Genomic DNA, 20,134 nt, shown 5'->3' with positions numbered 1-20,134 from the left:
TGCCGGTGTGGCGGGTTATGGGGTCGCTTCGAGGGCTTCGCGGAGGTGGGTGGCGTAGGTGGCGGCTTCGGCGTCGTCTTCGTATTTGACTCTGGGCCAGAAAAAGCCGCGCAGGCCGTCCTTCTTGTGGCGGGGGACGACGTGGGTGTGCAGGTGGGGGACGCTCTGGCTGATGCGGTTGTTCATGGCGACGAAGCTGCCCGCGGCGCCGAGGCCCTTCTCCACGGCCAGGGAGACCGCCTGGACGCGGGCGAAGTACGGTCCGAGGGCCTCCCCCGGCAGGTCGCCGAGGGTCTCGGCGTGGTCCCTGGGAATGACGAGCACGTGGCCCTTGAACACCGGCCGGACGTCGAGGAAGGCGACGGCGACCTCGTCGGCGAGGACGAGGTGGGCGGGCAGTTCCCCCTTGGCGATACGGCAGAACAGGCAGTCTCGGGCGCTCCCGGTGACGGCGGCCCCGGCGGCTTGCGGGGCGGCAGGCCCGGCGGTCCCCGTGGCGGCGGCCCCAGCGGTCTGCGGGGCGGCCCCGGCGGTCTCCGTGGCGGCGGCTCCGGCGCTCTGCGGGGCGGCGGGGGGCGTCACCAGCCGACCTTCGCGGCGCCGGACAGCAGCGCGCGGGCGATGACCATGCGCTGCACGTCGTTGGTCCCTTCGCCGATGGCCATGAGCGGGGCGTCGCGGTAGAGGCGTTCCACCACGAACTCCTGAGAGTAACCGTAGCCGCCGTGGATGCGCATGGACTCCATGGTGGCGCGCAGCGCGACCTCCGAGGCGAAGTACTTGGCCATCGCCGCCTCGGCGTTGACCGCGCCGGCCTGGGAGCGGTCGGCCGCCCAGTAGGTGAGCAGCCGGGCCGCCTGGATCTCGGTGGCCAGGTCGGCGAGCTTGAGCTGGACGGCCTGGAAGCCGGAGATGGGCTGTCCGAAGGCGTGGCGCTCCCGGGAGTAGTTCAGGGCCGCCTCGTAAGCGCACTGGGCGACCCCGACGGCGCGGGCGGCGATGTTGATCCTGCCGAGTTCCAGCGCCGACAGCACCTGTTGCATGCCGCGTCCCTCGATCCCGCCGAGCAGGGCCGAGGCGGGCACCCGGACGCCGTCGAAGACCACCTCGCAGGTCTCGGTGCCCTTGTAGCCGAGTTTGGGCAGGTCGCGGCTGACGGTGAACCCGCGGTCGGCGTCGACGAGCAGCACCGACATGCCCTTGTGCGGCGGCTCGGCGATGGAGGTCTTCACCAGGACGGGGAGGGGGTCGGCGTGCCGGGCGTTGGTGATCCAGGTCTTGGTGCCGTCGATGACGTACTCGTCGCCGTCGCGGACGGCGCGGGTCTGGATGCCCTGCAGGTCGGTGCCGGCGCCGGGCTCGGTGAGGGCGATGCCGGTGCGGCGGGCGCCGGTGGCCAGGTCGGGCAGGTAGGCGGCCCGCTGCTCGTCGGTGCCGTACCGGGCGATCATCCAGGCCGACAGCGTGTGGGAGCCGAGGACGCCGGCCACGCCCATCCAGCCCCGGGCGATCTCCTCGAAGACCAGGGCGAAGGACACCCGGTCGAGGTCGAGGCCGCCGTACTCCTCGGGGACGGTGACGCCGAACAGGCCGAGCCGCCGGAATCCCTCGACGATCTCCTCGGGGTAGCGCCCCTCGCGTTCCCATTCGGAGGCGACAGGGATGATCTCCTGGTCGACGAACTCGCGCAGGGTGCGCCGGAACATGCGCTGATCCTCGTTCAGCTCGAAGTCCATGCGGGCGTCCGATCTTGGCAGGGGGCCGGTCCCGGCCATTCCAGCACGCCCGCGCCTGCGCGCGAAGCTCAGGTCGCTCGCGAGGCGAGCCGCGGGCGGCGCAGCGTCACGATCGTCTGGGCGCCCTCCGCGTCGACGACGTCGAAGGCCCGCACGGAGCCCTGCTGCACGGTGTCCGCCATGATCTGGCGCGGGTGGGGGACGGCGTGCCGGGTCACCGTGTCACCGCTGGGCCCGCCGAGGCCGACCGCGAACTCATCGTCCTTGGGGTCGTACTCCAGGTAGGCCAGCGGCGACCGCTCGGCCTCGATCAGGTCGCCGAGGTCCCTGCTGACCACTTCGACGGTGACCTCGACGCCCTCGTAGTCGCGGGTCATCGCGTCGAAGAACTCCCGCCATTCGCCGCGCGGAAGGTCGGGCCGGCGCTCCTTCATGGCATGCCCCCTCTCTTGAGCGCGGTCCGCGGGCCGCGCCGCGTCAGATCCATGGTCGGGCGTCCCGAAGGCGGGCACATCACCCGATCGGGTAGGAGATGGGCGATCACCCTGAACCACCAAAGGGACAGATCATGTGCTATCACCTCAATGACGGATGAAACCGGGTCTCGTGGGGATGAGCCTGGTACACCCTCCCGAAAGGATCACCTTGATCGGCACCGGCCACGGCCCCGGCGGGCCCCTCTCCGCGCTCGGCCTCGACGAGCTGCGCGAACGTCACAGCGCCAAGTGGCGGGAGTACCCGCCGGAGGTGCTGCCGATGTGGGTCGCGGAGATGGACACCCCGCTCGCCGAGCCGATCGCCGCCGCGCTGCGCGAGGCCGTGGCCCGCGGCGACACCGGGTACGCGGTGGCGTGCGGCCTGCCGGAGGCCTTCGCCGCGTTCGCCGCCCGCCGCTTCGGCTGGCACACCGACCCGGCGGCGATCCGCCTGGTGCCGGACGTGATGGCGGGGATCATCGAGGTGCTGCACCTGGTGACCGCCCCGGGCGACCGGGTGGTGGTCAACACCCCGGCCTACCCCCCGTACTTCTACTGGCTGCCGCGCATCGGCCGTGAGGTCGTGCAGAGCCCGCTCACGCTCGGCCCGGACGGCTACCGGCTGGACCTCGCGGCGCTGGAGCGCGACTTCGCCGCCGGAGCCGCCGCGTTCCTGCTGTGCAACCCGCACAACCCCACCGGGCTGGTGCTCACCGAGGAAGAGCTGCACGCCGTCGCCGCGCTCGCCGGCCGGTACGGGGTGCGGGTGGTCTCCGACGAGATCCACGCCCCGCTGGTCTACGCGGGCGCGCGGCACGTGCCGTTCCCGTCGCTCGACGACCCCGCGGCGGCCCGGTCGGTCGCGCTGGTGTCGGCGTCCAAGGCGTGGAACCTGGCCGGGCTGAAGGCCGCGCTGGCCGTCCCGGGGCCGGAGGCCCGCCGCGACCTCGCCGCCATCGCCGCCGAGGTCAGCGAGAGCTCGGGGATGTTCGGCGTGCTGGCCTCCGAAGCCGCGTTCACGGCGGGCGAGCCGTGGCTGGACGCGCTGATGGCCGGGCTGAACGCCAACCGCGCGCTGCTGGGCGACCTGCTCGCCGAACGGCTGCCCGGGGTGGGATACCAGCCGCCGCAGGCGACCTACTTGGCGTGGCTCGACCTGCGGGCGCTCGGGCTCGGCGACGACCCGGCCGAGTGGTTCCTGCGCCGCGGCTCGGTGGCCCTGTACTCGGGCCTGAAGTTCGGCGCGCCAGGCCGCGGCTTCGCCCGGTTCAACTTCGCCACCCCACCCGACCTCCTCACCGACGCGATCGCCCGCATGGCCTCCTCCCTGGACGGCCCCGCCCGTACCCCCCGCCCCACCGCCCTGGACGCCCTCTGACCCTTACGAGAGCGTCCTCCCCCACTCGCCGTAGTGGGTGAACATCTCCGTGCGGCCTCGGAGGCCGTCTTCGACGGCCTCCTCGTAGCCGGGGCGGGCGTAGGCGATCGCTCGCAGGCTCCATTGACGCAACAGCGTCCGCACCCGCTTGAACCCGGCCGGGTCGTGCGCGACGTCCAGAGCCTCGTCGTACTCCGACCGGAACTGGGCGCGATGCGACGGCGGAAGCGCTTCGAAGATCGCGGCAGGGTCCTCCCCAGGATCACGGGGCGCGACAGGTTCCAGAGGCGGAGCGGTCATGCCGGCCAGTCTCAGGTGTCGATGAAGCCGGGGGGGACCATGACGCGGAGGCCGTTGGGGATGGCCTTGATGGTGAGGGGGGTGCGGAGCAGGACCTCGCCGTCCACGTCGGCGGCGAGGGGGGGCTCGGTCTCCAGCAGCATCTCGGTGCCGGTGACGAACGGGCCGCCCGCCAGGCTGCGCCAGCGGCCCCCGGCGGCGCGCACCAGGGTCTCGGCGAGCAGCCGCAGCCGCTTGCCCGAACCGAGCTGGTAGGCGACCAGGCGGCGGTTGTCGATGCTGATGTCGCGGGCGATCTGCCAGCCGCCGTGGTAGCGCCCGTTGGCGATGTTGAGCTGGTGGGTCAGCAGCTCGTGGCGGCGGCCGTCCACGGTGATGTAGGCGCGGAACGGCTCGTGGCGGGGCAGGACGGTGAGCGCGGTGAGCGGGTAGGCCGCGCGGCCGAGCATCCGCTTGAGCCACGGCCTGACCGTGCCCGCCACCTCGACCGACACCCCGAAGCTCGCCAGGTTGGCGAACGGCTGGTCGCCCGCCATGCCGAGGTCGATGTCGGCGACCTTGCCCCTGCTGAACACCCTGACCGCCATGGCCAGGTCGAGGGGCAGGCCGAGGCTGCGGGCGAAGTTGTTGGTGGTGCCGAGCGGGAGCACCCCGAGGGCGACGTCCCGGTGGGCGACGTGCTTGACCGCCGAGCTGAGCGTGCCGTCGCCGCCGCCGACCACGAGCAGGTCGGGCTGGAGGTCCAGGGCCTCGTCCAGGATCTGCGGCAGCCGCGAGGGGTCCATGACGGCGTAGGTGCGCAGCGGCCGGAAGCCGTCGGCCTGCATCAGCCGCAGCGCCTCGAAGTAGCGGTGGCGGCCCCGGCGGGACCGGGTGTTCACCACAAGGACCACTCTGCGCAGATCGCGGATCGCCCTGGTGTGTTCCGCCTTGGTCCGCAGCTCGCTCACCGATCACCCGTCCCGTAGTTTCCGTCCGGGACATGCTATGCGGGCGGGGAAAACGAACGGGACGGGCGCGGCGAGGCCGCGCCCGTCCCGGGTGGCGGCGGCCGGCTCGCGGGCCGGCCGCCGCTCTATATGGTCATCCGTGCCGATCTACTTCTTCGGCGCGGTGAACTGGGCGATCACGCCCAGGTTGCCCGGCAGCGGCGCGATCAGCTTGACCTGCGCGCCGAGCTGCTTGCCCTCGTCGCCGGGGTTGCCGGTGCCGAGGGTGAAGCCGTTGACGGTCTCGCCGTACAGGTCGGTCGCCGGGGTGCCGTCGGCGTTGACGATCCGCACCGAGTACGGCTGGTCGCCCTTGGAGGGGACGACCACCGATCCGTCGCGGAACCGGTAGTACAGGCCGTCCTCGCGGGACTCCAGACCGGGGTACCAGCCCTTGGCGTCGGTGAAGGCCTTTACCGGCTCCTGGGGCTTGAACGAGGTGCACGCCTCGACGAACGGCGCCGACTCCAGGCACTCCTTGAAGGAGTAGGTCTTGTTGAAGCCGAACGCCGCGTTGGAGGCCTGCGGGCGGGAGGGGATGTTCTTGGTCACGCTCGGGTCGACCTCGGCGGCCTTCCCGGTGCGGCGCAGCGGGTCGAAGTGCGAGTCGACCAGCAGCAGCTGGCCCTTCGCGCCGGCCGACGGCAGCGACCAGATGTTGGACGCCGCGTTGTTGTAGCCGAGCGAGGTGTCACGCAGCCAGACCAGCATGCCCGGGGCGTTGTAGGGGACCTTCTCGACCTTCCAGGCGCCGTCACGGTTCCAGGTGGTGTCGTAGGTGTAGCTGAGGCCCTTGTCGAAGCCGTCCAGGTTGCGCCACTCGGCCAGGTAGTACTGGGCGCTCTTGAGGGCTCCGGAGTGCTGGGTCCAGCCGGCGCCGGTGGTGTCGACGAAGGTGCCGACGGTGGCGGTCCAGCCGTTGGCGCCCTGCTCGACGTCGTCGCTCCACACGGTGGTCGCGCCGCTGGTGATCGACAGGTCGTCGACGAACCAGCCGCGCTCCTCGGCGGCGGCGTCGGTGGCGTAGCGCAGGCGCAGCTTGACGCTCTTGCCGGCGAAGGGCGCGAGGTCGGCGTAGTAGTGCTGCCAGCCGCCGGAGTCGCCGGTCAGGCCGTACTTCTTGTTGCCGTAGTCCTTCATGCGCTTGTTGGGGTCGGCGTAGTCGTCCCCGGTGGAGACGAGCGAGCCGTCCTCGCCGTAGATCTTCTGCTCGGACCAGGTGGCGCCGCCGTCGGTGGAGACCTCGACGAAGCCGTAGTCCCAGTCCTGCTCGATGGTGTAGTCGTTCCAGAAGCGGAACTTGGTGTCGGTGCCCGCGGGGACGGTCACGTCGCGGGTGATCCGCACGTCGGCCCAGTCCTGGTCGTTGCCCGACCACCACACCTTGCTGCCGCTGTGCGGGGTGGTGAGGACCACGTCCTTGTCGGGCAGGTTGAGCCGGACGCCGTCCTCGGTGAGCTTCGGCGTGCGCGAGGACTGGCCGACGGTGAGCAGCTTGGTGCCGTCACCGGGGTTGAGCACCTTGGGGTTGGCCCAGCCCAGGACCCACTTGTCCCACAGGCCCATGTGGATGGGCATCGACTGGAAGATCGGCCCGGAGTGCGAGCCGGTGGACATCAGGTCCCAGAACTCCACGTCGCTGTCGCCGGCGCCGGTGGCGTCGTACAGGTCCGGCAGGCCCAGGTCGTGGCCGTACTCGTGGGCGAACACGCCGACGCCGGAGTCCTCCGGCTGCACGATGTAGTTCGAGATCTTGATGCTGGTGCCGGGGATGGTGTAGCCGCCGGGGATCGCGCTGGAGTGCGCCCAGATCGCGAAGGTGCCCTGCGCGCCGCCGCCGCCGGACTTGTCCTCACCGGCGTGCACGAGCACGAGGTGGTCGATGACGCCGTCCGGCTCGTTGTAGTTGCCGTCGCCGTCGGCGTCGGAGGTGTCTTCCTTGTCGTAGTCGGCCCACGGGAAGCTCGGGTTCTGCTGTGCCAGGATGTTCACCGCGTCGACGCCCATCTGGGCGGTGCCGCGCGGGTTGTCCGGGTGGCCGGAGCTGTCCTGGATGGCGGCGCCGCAGGCGCCCGCGCCGTACCAGGCCTCGGAGTGCGGGACCTTGATCCAGCCCAGGGCCTCACCGGTGACGGTGTAGGCGCCCTTGGACATCTCCTCGTACATGTTCTTCATGGTGTAGCCGGAGATGTCGATGCCCGGCTTGCCGTCGCGAGGGTCCTTCAGGTCCGTGCGGACCCGCTGGGTGATGCCCTTGCTGGAGTAGAGCATGTTGTTGTAGTGGGCGTTGTTGAAGTCCTTCACCCACATCGAGTTGTTGTCCTTGCCGCCGCCGGCGGCGGTGGCGGGGTTCGGGATGGTGTTGTGCAGCGGCCCGTTCACCTTGGTTCCGGGCGGCTCGGTGACGCAGACGTCCGGCTCGTCGGTGCTCTTGGGGTGGCTGAAACCCGAGAAGTCGTCGTTGGCGTTCTCGTTGAACTCGACCAGAAGGGTGAGCAGTTTGGCCTGCTGGGTGACCTTGGCCTTCTTGTACAGGAACTCGAAGGGGTTCTTGCCGGTGCGGACGGCCGTGTGCTCGCGCTTGGTGAGCTCACGGGCGGCGACCGGGTTGCCCAGGGAGAACTTGTGGTCGATCTCCTCGGCGGTGGGCACGTCGCGGCGCCGCTTGGCCGCTCCGGTGTCCACCTTCTCCTCCGCCTTCGAGGCGCTCTCGCTCTGAACCCTCGGGGGCGCGTAGTTGATGTAGTAGTCGCTCGCGCTGGGCTTATATTTGGCGACCGAGGTGTCACCGGGTGCCGCGGCACCCGTGACCGCGAGGCCCGCCGCCGCCAGTCCGAGAACCGGCAGCGCGGCGACGAGACGCCTGACTCTGCGTGACAACGAGGTTTCCTCCTCCGCCCGGGGTGTCCGGGCGACGTCAAGGCGTGCCGTGAATGGACACGCCAACGGTGGAGATCTGCGGCGCTTAGCCAACGAACGCCCCAGATTCGGCAAAGCGGACGTTAGACGAAAAGGTAAAGGAGTAGTAAAGCCGACAGCGGATGTTGCGAAATCGTCATCCTGGCGAGTCCGATCCGATTGCGGTTTCCGGGGGTTCCGCCCCGCTCCTGTCGCGGTTTCCGGGCATCCGGCCCCTCGTCCCACCCCAGGTGCACATCACTTCGGCGCTTTCGCACCGGCCCTCCGGAGCCGGGGCGGGGGATTCCGGTCCGGCTCGGCACGCGCGGCCGGAGAACGTACAGTCACAGACGTGAATCCCGTTGACTCCCTCATCGACGCGCTGCCCTCCGGCCGGGTTCTGACCGATCCGGACGTGGCCGGTTCCTACGCCCGCGACCAGACCTTCCTGGAGCCGGGCAAGCCGCTGTGCGCGGTGGCGGCGCAGACGCGCGCCGACGTGGTGGCCACCATGCGCTGGGCGAGCGAGCACCGCGTCCCGGTGGTGCCCCGCGGGGCGGGCACGGGGCTCGCGGGCGGGGCGACGGCCGTCGAGGGCTGCGTGATGCTGTCTCTGGCCCGCATGACCGCCATCCGCGAGCTGTCCCCCGCCGACGAGGTCGCCGTCGTCGAGCCCGGCGTGATCACCGCCGACCTCGACCGGGCCGCCCGGGCGCACGGCCTGATGTACGCCCCCGACCCCTCCTCCTACGAGATCTCGACGATCGGCGGCAACCTGGCCACCAACGCGGGCGGGCTGCGGTGCGTGCGGTACGGCGTCACCCGCGACTCCACGCTCGGACTTGAGGTCGTGCTGGCCGACGGCAGGATCCTCGCCACCGGCGGGCGCACGATCAAGGGCGTCACCGGCTACGACCTCACCGGGCTGTTCGTCGGATCGGAGGGCACGCTCGGCGTCATCACCGCCGCCACCCTGCGGCTGCGGCGGGCGCCGTCGGTCCCGCCGGTCACGATCGCCGCCGAGTTCCCCTCGCCGCGCGCCGCCGGGGACGCCGTCGCCGCGATCGTCGCCGCCGGCTGCCAGCCGCTGCTGCTGGAGCTGATGGACCGGGGCACCCTGGAGGCCATAGACGCCTGGAAGAACATCGGCCTGGACCCGGGCGTGCGGGCCATGCTGATCGCCCAGGCCGACGGGCACCTGCCCGGCGACGCCGCCGAGATGGAGCGGCTGTGCGAGGCCAACGGCGCGGGCTTCGTCGCGGTGTCCTCGACGCCGGAGGAGACCGAGGAGCTGATCGGGCTGCGCCGGCTGGCCTACACCGCCAAGGAGCGGCTGGGCGCCTGCCTGGTGGAGGACGTCTGCGTCCCCCGCTCGGCGCTGCCCGACATGATCACCCTCATCGAGGAGGCCGCCGCCCGGCACGGCGCGCACATCTGCACGGTCGCGCACGCCGGCGACGGCAACCTGCACCCGGTGTTCATCTTCGACCGCGGCCTGCCCGAGCCGCCGCCCAACGTCTGGGCCGCGGCCGACGAGGTCTTCCGCGCGGCGCTGGAACTCGGCGGCACGCTGACCGGCGAGCACGGCGTCGGCCTGCTCAAGCGCCGCTGGCTCGGCCTGGAGAGCGGTCCGCTCGTGACCGAGGTGCAGCAGGGGATCAAGCGCGTGTTCGACCCCCTCGGCATCCTCAACCCCGGCAAAGCGATCTGACAGCGCCCTTTACCTGGGGCCCCACTGGTACCGTTCATCACGCGAAGTGCTGACATATCGCTTTATCGGGGGTCTGGGGTGGCACAGGGGCTCACGGACGAGGACCCGCGCCGGCTGGGCGCCTACGAGATCGTCGGCCGGCTGGGAGACGGCGGCCAGGGGGTGGTCTACCTCGGCCGCGCCGGCGCGGGCGAGCCCGTGGCCATCAAACTGCTGCACGCCCGGCTGTCGGGGGACGCCGAGGCGCGCTCGCGGTTCCTGCGCGAGGTGTCGGTCGCGCAGCGGGTGGCGCGGTTCTGCACCGCCTCGGTGCTGCACGCCGACCTGGCCGGCAATCAGCCCTACATCGTCAGCGAGTACGTCCCCGGCCCGTCTCTGCGCCAGCTCGTCGACCGGGAGGGCCCGCGGCGGGGCGCCGCGCTGGACCGCCTGGCGGTCTCCACGGCCACCGCGCTCGCCGCCATCCACCGCGCCGGCATCCTGCACCGCGACTTCAAGCCCGCCAACGTGCTGATGGGCCCGGAGGGGCCGGTCGTCATCGACTTCGGCATCGCCCGCGCCCTGGACGCCCCGGGGGCCACCGCCACCGGCGACACCCTCGGCACGCCGTCCTACCTCGCGCCCGAGCAGCTCGCCGGCGCGGCGGTCACCCCGGCGGTCGACGTGTTCGCCTGGGCCGTGACCATCGTCTTCGCCGCCACCGGGCGCCCGGCCTTCGGCGCGGACTCCATCCCGGCCGTGATCAACCGCATCCTCAACGAGGAGCCGGACCTCACCGCCCTGGACGGTCCACTGCGCCCGCTGGTGGCCGCCTGCCTGGCCAAGGACCCGGCCCGCCGCCCGCAGGCCGACGACCTGGTCGCCCACCTCCTGGGCCGCCCCTCCCCCGCCCCGAGCAGCGCCTTCGCCGCCGACCACGGGCCCGTCCCGGGTCCCGCAGCCGCCGGGCCCGGCCACGCTCAGGCACCCGCCGGGCAGGCGCCCGGCCACGCTCAGGGTCCCGCCGGGGCGGCGCCCGTCCATGGTCAGGGAGGCGGTCCCTCGGGGCCCGCGGCCGGCGGGCCGGGCCGGGCGGCGGGTGATCCGCGGCGTCCGGGCGCCACCCGGCACGGCGGCAAGCCGCGCGCCGGGCGCACGGCCGCCCTCGCGATCGCCTCCGGGCTGGCCGCGGCGGTCGTGACCGCGGGCACCGTCGTGCTCGCGCAGTCGGGCTCCTTCGGCAACCAGGCCGCGCCGGCGAGCACGGCGTCGCCCGGCGCCGGGCCCACCGTGGACGCGACCGTGGGCGGGGTGGAGTCGCCCTCCGAGCCGCCGCCCGCCTCGCCGTCCCGCACCCGGCGCGCCACCCCCACGGCCAGGGCGGGCGCCACCGGCCTGCCCGCGCCGCCGTCCACCGGCCCCCGGCACTCCGCCACGCCCTCGCGCGGCCCCTCCGCGGCGCCGTCGCGCACGCCGACTCCGAAGGCGACGCCCACCCCCAAGCCGTCCCCGTCGCCGACCAAGAAGCCCTCCCCCAGCGCCAGCCCCAAACCGTCCGCGACCCCGAAACCCTCCCCCAAGCCGAACCCGTACACGGCGGCCGGGGTGTGCGGCTCCGGCTACAAGGCCGTGGACTCCCACTCACTCGGATCGGCCACCGTCTACCTGCTCTACAGCGGCGCCGCAGGCAAGAACTGCGTGGTCACGATGGGAAAGTACGTCACGCCGCAGAAGGTGAAGATGGGCGTGCTGCTCCAGGTCAAGGGCGGCGCGACGGGCTCCGACAGCGGCTCCTACACCGCCTACGCGGGCCCGGTCCGGGTCGCCGCCAAGCAGGTCTGCGTCATCTGGGGCGGCTCCTACGGCACCGCCTCCTGGAAGAGCGGCTGGTCCCACTGCGGCTGACGCCGCGCCGCGTCCCCGCCCGAGTCCTTCCCCGCGGCCTGGTCCGCCCTTCCCGGCGGCCTGGTACGCCCATCCCGCGACCTCCTCCACGGCCATCCCGGCGCCTCATCGGCGGTCCGGCCGGCGGCGCGGGCCGAAGATCCCCCCGGCGGGCCCGGGTGTCGGGGCGGTGTACTACGTTCTGAGCCCAGGCACCGAGTACGGGCGCCGGGCGCGACCGCCCGGGACGCCCTGCCGGGGCGGCGACGACGCGGAGGAGGTGGCGGATGGGCGTGATCGGCGGCCGGCTCGACTCCGCGAGCGCCGGCTACCTGGCCAGGCGCGCGGCCATGCTCGCCCGGCTCGGCGAGCTGTCGGCCGAGCAGGACAAGGCCGTCGCGGGCGGCGGCCCGAAGTACGTCGATCGCCACCACCGCCGCGGCAAGCTGCTCGCCCGTGAGCGCGTCGAGCTGCTGGTGGACCCCGACTCCCCGTTCCTGGAGCTGTCGCCGCTGGCGGCCTGGGGCACCGACTTCCCGGTCGGCGCGAGCGTGGTCACCGGCATAGGGGTGGTCGAGGGCGTCGAGTGCGTGATCATCGCCAGCGACCCGACCGTGCGGGGCGGCACCTCCAACCCCTGGACCCTGCGCAAGACCCTGCGCGCGATGGACATCGCGCTGGAGAACCGCCTGCCGCTGGTCAACCTGGTCGAGTCCGGCGGAGCCGACCTGCCGACCCAGAAGGAGATCTTCATCCCGGGCGGCCGGATCTTCCGCGACCTCACCCGCCTGTCGGCGGCCGGCGTCCCGACGATCGCGCTGGTCTTCGGCAACTCGACCGCCGGTGGCGCGTACGTCCCGGGCATGAGCGACCACGTGGTCATGGTCAAGGAACGCGCCAAGGTCTTCCTCGGCGGCCCGCCCCTGGTGAAGATGGCGACCGGCGAGGAGTCCGACGACGAGTCGCTGGGCGGCGCCGAGATGCACGCCCGCGTCTCCGGCCTCGCCGACCACCTGGCCGCCGACGAGCACGACGCGCTGCGCATCGGCCGCCGCATCGTCGCCCGGCTCAACCGGCGCCGGCCCGTCCGCCCCGCGCCACACGGCGTGCGGCCCCCGCTGCACGACGAGGACGAACTGCTCGGCGTCGTCCCCGAGGACCTCAAGATCCCCTTCGACCCGCGCGAGGTGATCGGCCGGATCGTCGACGCCAGCGAGTTCGACGAGTTCAAGCCGCTGTACGGCGCGAGCCTGGTGACCGGGTGGGCCACCCTGCACGGGCACCCCATCGGCATCCTGGCCAACGCGCGCGGCGTGCTGTTCAGCGAGGAGGCCCAGAAGGCCGCCCAGTTCATCCAGCTCGCGAACCAGGCGCGCACGCCGCTGCTGTTCCTGCAGAACACCACCGGCTACATGGTCGGCAAGGAGTACGAGCAGGGCGGCATCATCAAGCACGGCGCCATGATGATCAACGCGGTTTCCAACTCGACCGTGCCGCACCTCACCGTCGTCATGGGCGCCTCCTACGGCGCCGGAAACTACGGCATGTGCGGGCGGGCCTACGACCCGCGCTTCCTGTTCTCCTGGCCGAGCGCCAAGTCGGCGGTCATGGGCCCGGCGCAGCTCGCCGGAGTGCTGTCGATCGTCGGGCGGGCCGCGGCCGAGGCGCGCGGCAACGTGTACGACGAGGAGGCCGACGCGGCGATGCGGCAGATGGTCGAGGCCCAGATCGAGGCGGAGTCGCTGCCGTTCTTCCTGTCCGGCCGGCTCTACGACGACGGGGTGATCGACCCGCGCGACACCCGCACCGTCCTCGGCCTGTGCCTGTCGGCCATCGCCGGCGCGCCCGATCCCGCGCCCGCCGGTTTCGGCGTCTTCCGGATGTGAGCACATGTTGGCCTCCTCCCCGCGGCCGAAGCCGGGAGATTCCCGTGGCTGAGGAGCGTTCACGCTGCCTGGACCTCGGGTGGTCGGCGCTTCGCAGACCGCCCGACGGCGAGGTCTCCACGCCCTGTCACCGCCAGCCCGGCGGCGAGGATGTTCCTGGCGGCGTTCACGTCGGCGTTGCCGATATAAGCGCAGGAGGTGCAGGCGAAGATCGCTTGGCTTTCGCGGGACTTCGCATCCACCGCTCCGCACGCCGAACAACGCTGGGAGGTGTACGCGGCAGGCACCCGCACGATACGGGAGCCGTTGTACCGAGCCTTATGTTGCAAGCCGGTCAGCAAGCCACCCCAGCCCTTGGCCAGGATGGCCCGGTTCAACCCGGCCTTGGCCCGGACGTTGGTTGCGGGGGCCTCGACGGTGCCCTTCACGGCGGCCGTCATGCTCTTGACCTCCAGGTCCTCCACCACGACCAGTCCATGGTCACGGGTGAGCCGGTCGGCGGTCCAGAGCACAAAGTCGGTACGCCGGTGGCGGATACGCGCGTTCAGCCTGGCGATCTTCGCTCGCGTGGCGGCGCGCCGACGAGAACCCTTCTTCTGTCGCGCGAGACGCTGCGCAAGCCGCTTGAGCCGGAGGGTCTCGCCGGGGGTGACGAACCGCCGGTCGCGCATCTTGCCGTGGGAGGTGGCGACCGCGACCTTCACCCCACGGTCCACGCCCACGGCGGGTCTGCCGTTCGGGGCGGCTTCGGCCAAACCGTCTTCCACGCACAAGCTGATGTACCAGCGTCCGCCGTCCTTGACCACGGTGGCGTTGCGCACCTGCCCGCCAAGCGTGCGGCTCCATCTGAAGCGGGCCCAGCCCAGCTTGGGCAGCTTCACCCGCCCCCACCCGCGCGAGAGGCGCTCCACCACGATTTGCCGAGGATCGGGGAAGCGGAAACTCGGCGCGCTTCTACGCTTGGACCGCCACCTCACCTTCCACGTTCCATGGGTTCTACAGGCCTTGTCCAGATCGCGCAGCGTCTGCTGGAGTGTGTGCGAAGGGGCTTGGGTCAGCCAGCCGAAGGCCTTCTTGGCCTCGGCCATCTGCCGGGCCTGCTCCACGTAGCCGATGAACGCCCCACGACGCCGGTAGGCGCGCCGCTGCTCCAGGCCGGTGTTCCACACCACACGGCAGGCATCAGCGATCAACTCGGCGAACGCTTCCTGCTCGGGGGTGAAGGCCAGCAGGTAACGGCGACCGGTCAGCATCTACCGGCTCTTCCGCCACTCGAGGTAGCGCTCCACCACAGCCAAGGGCGCACCACCCACGGTCGCCACCGAGCAGGAGTTCCTCTGCAGAGTCGCAACCGGCGACCTCAGACGCGGGAATTCCTCGCCCAGCACACGGGAAGAACGACCACAGATGGCGTTGACAAGCCGGTGAACGCAGTATCGCGGATCGACCCCTACCAAGAGGCGGACGTGCGAGAGGTGGACGCGGTCGGGTACGACCTCCATTTCCACCAGCCGCGCTCCCTGCTCCACCGCCTCACCGATGAGGTCCTACAACCGTACGCCGGTCCGGCCGCCGAGCACGCGCTTTCGGTACTTCGGGCACCACACGACACGGAACGCGCACCGGCGGACAACGTCACTGCCGGACCGCAGGGTCACAGCCACCTGGACAGTATGCAGCTTGGAGCTATCTAATGATCGACAGTCCAGAGGGATGGGCTGATCCCACGGATGAATCCGGGGGTCCACGCCCAAGGTTTCCGATCAGACGACTGCTGGTGGCCAACCGCGCCGAGATCGCCCGCAGGATCTTCCGCACCTGCCGCGAGCTGGGCATCGAGACGGTGGCCGTGTTCGCCGGCGACGACGCCGCCTCGCCGTACGTCGCCGAGGCCGACCTCGCGGTCCGGCTGCGCGGCGAGCGGCCGGCCGAGACCTACCTCGACGCCGCGGCGCTCGTCGAGGCGGCCCTGCGGGCGGGCGCGGACGCCGTGCACCCCGGGTACGGGTTCCTGTCGGAGAACGCCGCGTTCGCGCGCGCCGTGCTCTCGGCCGGGCTGACCTGGGTCGGGCCCGGGCCGGACGCCATCGCCGCGATGGGCTCCAAGATCGGTGCCAAGCGCCTGATGGCCGAGGCCGGCGTCCCGGTCCTGCCGTCGCCGACCTTCGCCCATCCGGCGCCGGCGGGCGAAGGGCCGGCGGGTCCCGCGGTCGCGGGTGAGCAGCCGGCCGGTTCCGTACCCACGGGTGGGGAACCGGTGGGTTCCGGCACGGAGGGGGCGGGCGGCGACGGCCTTTCGTTCCCGGTGCTGGTGAAGGCCTCGGCGGGCGGCGGCGGGCGCGGGATGCGCGTCGTGCGCGACCCGGCGGAGCTTCCGGAGGCGGTCGCGGCGGCCGGGCGCGAGGCGCTGGCCGCGTTCGGGGACGGCACCGTGTTCGCCGAGCCGCTGCTGGAGAACGCCCGGCACGTCGAGGTGCAGGTCCTCGCCGACGCGCACGGCACCGTGTGGACGCTCGGCGAGCGCGAGTGCTCCATCCAGCGCAGGCACCAGAAGGTCGTGGAGGAGACGCCGTCGCCCGGGGTCTCCCCCGGCGTGCGCGCGGTGCTGCTGGACGCCGCCGTCCGGGCCGCCGAGGCCATCGGGTACGTCGGCGCGGGCACGGTGGAGTTCCTCGTCGCGGGCGGCACGGTCGCCTTCCTGGAGATGAACACCCGCCTGCAGGTCGAGCACCCGGTGACCGAGTGCGTGTACGGCGTGGACCTGGTCCGTCTGCAACTGCAGATCGCCGAGGGCGCGCGCCTGCCGGCCGCGCCGCCCGAGCCGAGCGGCCACGCCATCGAGGTGCGCCTGTACGCCGAGGACCCCGCCCATGACTGGCGCCCGCAGAGCGGCACCCTCCACCTGTTCGAGATCCCCGGCGTGGACGCCCGCTTCACGGTGCCGGCCGCGGCGCGCGAGGCGCGAACCGCGCCCGTCGCCCGGCCGGTGGACGGCCGCGAATCCGCTGACGCCCGGATGGTGGACGGCCGCGACCCTGCTGACTCCCGGCCGGTGGGCGGTGGCGAATCAGATCTCGCCCCGCCGGTGGACGGCCGCGGGCCCGCTGAGGGCCGGGTGGCCGGGCCGTGCGGCCTGCGGCTGGACTCGGGGGTGGAGAGCGGGTCGGTGGTCGGCGTCCGGTACGACCCGATGCTGGCCAAGGTGATCGCCTGCGGCCCCGACCGGACGGCCGTGGCGCGGCGGCTGGCGACCGCGCTGGCCGGGGCCCGCCTGCACGGCCTGACCACCAACCGCGACCTGCTGGTGCGCGTTCTGCGGCACGAGGCGTTCCTCGCGGGCGACACCGACACCGGGTTCCTCGACCGGCACGACCTGCTCTCCGCGCCCTCCCCCGCCGGCGACCCGGACGGCGCCGTCCTGCCTGTTCTCGCGCTGGCCGCGGCGCTGGCGGCCGCCGCCGCCAACCGGGCCGCGGCGCCGGCGCTGGGCGGGCTGCCGAGCGGCTGGCGCAACGTGCCCTCCCAGCCGCAGCGGGCGGCCTTCGACGGGCCGGAGGGCCGGGTGGAGGTCGCCTACCGGCTCACCCGGGACGGACTGGCGGCCGAGGGCCTGCCGGAGGTGGAGCTGGTCTCGGCCGCCCCCGAGCAGGTCGTCCTGGCCGTCGGCGGGGTGGTGAGCCGGTTCGCCGTCGCCCGCTACGACGACGTCGTGCACGTGGACGCGCCGCTCGGCTCGGTGCGGCTGGTCGCGCTGCCGAGGCTGCCGGAACCGGTGACGCGCGTCGCCCCCGGCTCCCTGCTCGCCCCCATGCCGGGTACCGTTCTGCGCGTCGAGGTCGCCCCCGGCGAGAAGGTCGACGAGGGGCAGCCGATCCTGATCCTGGAGGCGATGAAGATGGAGCACCGCATTTCCGCCCCGGCGGCGGGCGTCGTCTCCGCGCTGAACGTGGCGCCGGGGCGCCAGGTCGAGGCCGGGGCCGTGCTCGCCGTCATCGAGGAGGGCCGATGACCGCGCTGGTCGGCTACCAGGCCCGCGGCGGCGTCGCGACGGTCACGCTCGACTCCCCCGCCAACCGCAACGCGCTCTCGGTCCGCCTGCTCGGCGAGCTGGAGCGGGCCCTGGACCGGGCCCTCGCGGACGAGGGCGTGCGCGTCATCGTGCTCACCGGCGCCGGGCCGGTGTTCTGCTCGGGCGCCGACCTGAAGGAACAGGCGCCCGCCCCGGACGCCCGGCCGCACGACGCGCCGGTGACCGCGAGCTTCCCGGGCGTCATGAGCCTGATCTGGGACAGCCCCAAGCCGGTGATCTGCCGGCTGAACGGCACCGCCCGCGCGGGCGGGCTCGGGCTGGTGGCGGCCTGCGACTTCGCGATCGCCCCCGACTCCGCGACGTTCGCCTTCAGCGAGGTGCGGCTCGGCGTGGTCCCCGCCATGATCTCGGTCACCGTGCTGCGCCGGGTGGAGCCGCGCGCCGCCGCCGAGTACTTCCTGACCGGCGAGGTGTTCGGCGCCGCCCGCGCCGCCGAGATCGGCCTGCTCACCCGCGCGGTGCCGGCCGGGGACCTCGACGCGACGGTGGAGCACTACGCCGGCATGCTGCTGCGCGGCGGCCCCGAAGCCCTGGCGATCACCAAGCAGCTCGTGCGCACCGTGCCGTCCCTGCCGGTGGAGGAGGGGATGCGCCGGATGGCCGAGCTGTCCGCGCAGCGCTTCACCTCGCCAGAGGGCCAGGAGGGCATCCGGGCGTTCATGGAGAAGCGGCCGGCGTCCTGGATACCCCGGGACGAACCCGCCGCCCCTTCGCAGACCTGACCCGAGCTGACGGACCGGACCGGAACCGACCCGACCGGAACCGACTCGACCAGGCCCGACCGGAGCCGACCCGACGAGGCCCGACCGGCCCGACGGGGTCCTGAGGGATCCCGCTGTATCCCGTCCGCAAGGCGTACCCACGCCACCGGGCCGGCGAAGGCGCAGGTCAGATGATTTAATCGCTCGACAGCGAGCACCACGTCCGAAATGCTGCCGTCCATGAATACACGCACCGATATTCCGTCCGCCTGGGACGAGCGGGCCACGCTGGAGACCCTTCTCGACTACGTGAGGGCCACCGTGCACGCCAAGTGTGAGGGGTTGTCAGAGGAGAACGCGCGCAAGGCCCTGCTGCAGTCCTCGCCGCTGACGACGATCAGCGGGCTGGTGAGCCATCTGCGCTGGGTCGAGTACTCCTGGATCCAGGTCCGGCTCCTGGGCGAGGAGGAGCACGCGCCGTGGACGGAGGAGGATCCCGACCGCGAGATGCGGATCGCTCTGGAGATCCCCCTGAGCCGGCTCCTCGCGGAGTACGAGGAGCAGTGCGCGCGCTACCGCGAGCTGCTGGCCCCGCTCAGCCTGGACACGGTGGCCAAGGAGCCGCTCCGGGACGGGACGCGGGTCACGCTGCGCTGGATCCTGCACCACCTCGTCGAGGAAACCGCCCGGCATAACGGTCATATCGACATCCTGCGGGAGATGCTGGACGGCGTCACCGGTGACTGACCAGCCAGGTACATGACCGGCAGCCGGGGAGCGCGGGTTATCTACTGGACATAGGGGACAGCGACGCCCTCTTTCCTCTACAATTGCGCGCAATTGCGGCCAAATGGGGGCCTCGCGGGGGGAAGGACGGTCGGTCATGCGTCTGCGTTTTCTCGGCTCCACCTCGGAGGCGGGCGCCTGCCCCTCGCTCTACGAGACCGACCGCGGCACCTTCGTCGTGCAGGGCGTGACGCTCACCGACCCCGAGGCCCGCGGCGACCTGCGGCACGTGCTGGACGGCGAGTCGGCCGTCGAGGTCCCCCGTGAGCTGCTCGTCGAGATCGCGCGCCGGGTGCTCGGCGTCCCCGGCCCGTCGGCGGGCGTCGCTGATCACGAATAGGGAGATCCCTATGGCATGGCCGCGGCGGCGGGTCTACCCTCGGGCGAGTTCTGTCGCCGACGGGAGGTGAGCGTGAGCGGCTTTCAGCAGGCGCGGATGGACCTCGGCACCCGGCTGCGCCAGTTGCGCGAGGCCGCCCAGCTGTCCGGCAAGGACCTCGCGGCCCGGCTCCACTGGCAGGCCTCCAAGGTCTCCCGCATCGAGAACGCCCGGCAGAGCGCCACCGAGGACGACGTCATGCAGTGGTGCCAGGCCGTCGAGGCCGCGCCGGACGTGCTGTCCGACCTGGTCGGCCGGGCGGTCGCGCTGCTGGACCGGCAGGACTCCTGGCGCCAGCGGCACAAGAGCGGGCTGGCCGGGCTGCAGGAGGACGTCCGCGACCTCGAGGCGCGCGTCACACTGTTCCGGGTGTTCGAGCCGGGCGTGGTGATCGGCCTGCTGCAGACCGCGGAGTACGCGCGCAACATCTTCACCAAGGTCCACCGGGTCTACACCGGCGCCGACGACATCGACGCCGCCATCCGGGTGCGCATGCGCCGCCAGGAGATCCTCTACGATCCGGCCCGGCGGTTCCGCTTCCTGCTCCCCGAGGCCGCGCTGCGCTACCGGCTCGCGCCCGACGAGGTGATGCGCGGCCAGCTCGACCGGCTGCTCGCCGTCACCACCCTGCCCAACGTCGAGTTCGGCGTGATCCCCTTCGAGGCGCAGCTTCCCTCCGCCCTGCTCAACGGGTTCTGGATCTACAACGAGTCCATGGTCGGCGTCCCGACGCGCACCAAGGACCTGCTGCTGCGCGATCCCGACAGCGTGGCCTTCTACGCCGGCGCCTTCGAGGAGCTCTGCGAGGTGGCGGTGTTCCGCGAGGAGGCCAGGGAGGTGATCGTCCGCGTTCTCGTCGACTTCGCGAAACAATCGGCGTCTTGACCTCCACAATTGCTTGCCCCGGTCGGCAAGATCATGCAATCCTGACCTTCCACAGG

The 20,134-nt window shown here is 72.3% G+C and carries 16 protein-coding genes and 1 pseudogene; 9 read left to right on the top strand and 8 right to left on the bottom strand.

What is annotated here, in order from left to right:
* Positions 1 to 15 precede the first annotated feature (15 nt).
* The 3 genes from ABZT47_RS12160 to ABZT47_RS12150 form a co-directional block, all read right to left on the bottom strand.
* Positions 16 to 582: an HIT family protein gene (locus ABZT47_RS12160; RefSeq protein ID WP_354839504.1), complete on the bottom strand. Its 567-nt coding sequence runs from the start codon at positions 580 to 582 to the stop codon at positions 16 to 18.
* Positions 579 to 1,736, bottom strand: coding sequence for an acyl-CoA dehydrogenase family protein (locus ABZT47_RS12155; protein ID WP_354839501.1), 1,158 nt, complete (start codon positions 1,734 to 1,736; stop codon positions 579 to 581). Before ABZT47_RS12155 ends, ABZT47_RS12160 begins: the two co-directional genes overlap by 4 nt.
* A 68-nt stretch (positions 1,737 to 1,804) precedes the next feature.
* Positions 1,805 to 2,170, bottom strand: coding sequence for a DUF5335 family protein (locus ABZT47_RS12150; protein ID WP_354839498.1), 366 nt, complete (start codon positions 2,168 to 2,170; stop codon positions 1,805 to 1,807).
* Positions 2,171 to 2,381: 211 nt separating this feature from the next.
* On the opposite strand from ABZT47_RS12150, the gene ABZT47_RS12145 reads away from it, so the two are divergent.
* Positions 2,382 to 3,590: an aminotransferase class I/II-fold pyridoxal phosphate-dependent enzyme gene (locus ABZT47_RS12145; protein WP_354839495.1), complete on the top strand. Its 1,209-nt coding sequence runs from the start codon at positions 2,382 to 2,384 to the stop codon at positions 3,588 to 3,590.
* 3 nt (positions 3,591 to 3,593) lie between these two features.
* On the opposite strand, the gene ABZT47_RS12140 is transcribed toward ABZT47_RS12145, so the two are convergent.
* The 3 genes from ABZT47_RS12140 to ABZT47_RS12130 all read right to left on the bottom strand — a co-directional run bounded on the left by ABZT47_RS12140 (position 3,594) and on the right by ABZT47_RS12130 (position 7,759).
* Complete coding sequence (locus tag ABZT47_RS12140) at positions 3,594 to 3,890, bottom strand: DUF6247 family protein (RefSeq protein WP_354839492.1); 297 nt, start codon at positions 3,888 to 3,890, stop codon at positions 3,594 to 3,596.
* Between the two features lie 11 nt (positions 3,891 to 3,901).
* Complete coding sequence (locus ABZT47_RS12135; protein ID WP_354839489.1) at positions 3,902 to 4,840, bottom strand: diacylglycerol kinase family protein; 939 nt, start codon at positions 4,838 to 4,840, stop codon at positions 3,902 to 3,904.
* Between the two features lie 147 nt (positions 4,841 to 4,987).
* Entirely contained in the window at positions 4,988 to 7,759 is a 2,772-nt protein-coding gene (locus ABZT47_RS12130; RefSeq protein ID WP_354839487.1) for an immune inhibitor A domain-containing protein, read from the bottom strand.
* A gap of 370 nt (positions 7,760 to 8,129) precedes the next feature.
* Between ABZT47_RS12130 and ABZT47_RS12125 the strand changes: the two genes are divergently transcribed.
* From ABZT47_RS12125 to ABZT47_RS12115, 3 genes are all read left to right on the top strand, one after another.
* On the top strand, positions 8,130 to 9,488 hold the full coding sequence (locus ABZT47_RS12125) for an FAD-linked oxidase C-terminal domain-containing protein (RefSeq protein ID WP_354839484.1): 1,359 nt from the start codon (positions 8,130 to 8,132) through the stop codon (positions 9,486 to 9,488).
* Between the two features lie 78 nt (positions 9,489 to 9,566).
* Positions 9,567 to 11,372: a protein kinase gene (locus ABZT47_RS12120; protein WP_354839481.1), complete on the top strand. Its 1,806-nt coding sequence runs from the start codon at positions 9,567 to 9,569 to the stop codon at positions 11,370 to 11,372.
* Between the two features lie 266 nt (positions 11,373 to 11,638).
* Positions 11,639 to 13,237 (top strand): carboxyl transferase domain-containing protein, encoded by a 1,599-nt coding sequence (locus ABZT47_RS12115; protein ID WP_354839479.1) that lies wholly within the window; start codon positions 11,639 to 11,641, stop codon positions 13,235 to 13,237.
* 59 nt (positions 13,238 to 13,296) lie between these two features.
* On the opposite strand, the gene ABZT47_RS12110 is transcribed toward ABZT47_RS12115, so the two are convergent.
* Together ABZT47_RS12110 and tnpA are read right to left on the bottom strand one after the other, a co-directional pair.
* Complete coding sequence (locus tag ABZT47_RS12110; protein ID WP_354839476.1) at positions 13,297 to 14,490, bottom strand: transposase; 1,194 nt, start codon at positions 14,488 to 14,490, stop codon at positions 13,297 to 13,299.
* A pseudogene (tnpA, locus tag ABZT47_RS12105) lies at positions 14,491 to 14,901 on the bottom strand (IS200/IS605 family transposase).
* Between the two features lie 113 nt (positions 14,902 to 15,014).
* Here tnpA and ABZT47_RS12100 point away from each other — a divergent pair.
* From ABZT47_RS12100 to ABZT47_RS12080, 5 genes are all read left to right on the top strand, one after another.
* Complete coding sequence (locus ABZT47_RS12100) at positions 15,015 to 17,246, top strand: biotin carboxylase N-terminal domain-containing protein (protein ID WP_354839473.1); 2,232 nt, start codon at positions 15,015 to 15,017, stop codon at positions 17,244 to 17,246.
* Positions 17,243 to 18,049 (top strand): enoyl-CoA hydratase-related protein, encoded by an 807-nt coding sequence (locus ABZT47_RS12095; protein ID WP_354839471.1) that lies wholly within the window; start codon positions 17,243 to 17,245, stop codon positions 18,047 to 18,049. Before ABZT47_RS12100 ends, ABZT47_RS12095 begins: the two co-directional genes overlap by 4 nt.
* A gap of 219 nt (positions 18,050 to 18,268) precedes the next feature.
* Positions 18,269 to 18,775, top strand: a complete 507-nt coding sequence (locus ABZT47_RS12090; protein ID WP_354839468.1) for a DinB family protein — start codon at positions 18,269 to 18,271, stop codon at positions 18,773 to 18,775.
* 136 nt (positions 18,776 to 18,911) lie between these two features.
* Entirely contained in the window at positions 18,912 to 19,154 is a 243-nt protein-coding gene (locus tag ABZT47_RS12085) for a hypothetical protein (protein ID WP_354839466.1), read from the top strand.
* Positions 19,155 to 19,226: 72 nt separating this feature from the next.
* Positions 19,227 to 20,078: a helix-turn-helix transcriptional regulator gene (locus ABZT47_RS12080; RefSeq protein ID WP_354839463.1), complete on the top strand. Its 852-nt coding sequence runs from the start codon at positions 19,227 to 19,229 to the stop codon at positions 20,076 to 20,078.
* Positions 20,079 to 20,134 lie beyond the last annotated feature (56 nt).

This window comes from Sphaerisporangium sp. NPDC005289 (genome assembly GCF_040607455.1).
Lineage (GTDB): Bacteria > Actinomycetota > Actinomycetes > Streptosporangiales > Streptosporangiaceae > Sphaerisporangium > Sphaerisporangium rhizosphaerae.
The sequence above is the reverse complement of the archived record's forward strand: the minus strand, read 5'-3'. Positions and strand labels throughout refer to the sequence as shown.

Excerpts from the sequence above, each read along its gene's own strand:
- ABZT47_RS12155 (WP_354839501.1), bottom strand. The coding sequence starts at position 1,736 with ATGGACTTCGAGCTGAACGAGGATCAGCGCATGTTCCGGCGCACCCTG.
- ABZT47_RS12150 (WP_354839498.1), bottom strand. The coding sequence starts at position 2,170 with ATGAAGGAGCGCCGGCCCGACCTTCCGCGCGGCGAATGGCGGGAGTTC.
- ABZT47_RS12140 (WP_354839492.1), bottom strand. The coding sequence starts at position 3,890 with ATGACCGCTCCGCCTCTGGAACCTGTCGCGCCCCGTGATCCTGGGGAG.
- ABZT47_RS12115 (WP_354839479.1), top strand. The coding sequence starts at position 11,639 with ATGGGCGTGATCGGCGGCCGGCTCGACTCCGCGAGCGCCGGCTACCTG.
- ABZT47_RS12110 (WP_354839476.1), bottom strand. The coding sequence starts at position 14,490 with ATGCTGACCGGTCGCCGTTACCTGCTGGCCTTCACCCCCGAGCAGGAA.
- ABZT47_RS12095 (WP_354839471.1), top strand. The coding sequence starts at position 17,243 with ATGACCGCGCTGGTCGGCTACCAGGCCCGCGGCGGCGTCGCGACGGTC.
- ABZT47_RS12090 (WP_354839468.1), top strand. The coding sequence starts at position 18,269 with ATGAATACACGCACCGATATTCCGTCCGCCTGGGACGAGCGGGCCACG.
- ABZT47_RS12085 (WP_354839466.1), top strand. The coding sequence starts at position 18,912 with ATGCGTCTGCGTTTTCTCGGCTCCACCTCGGAGGCGGGCGCCTGCCCC.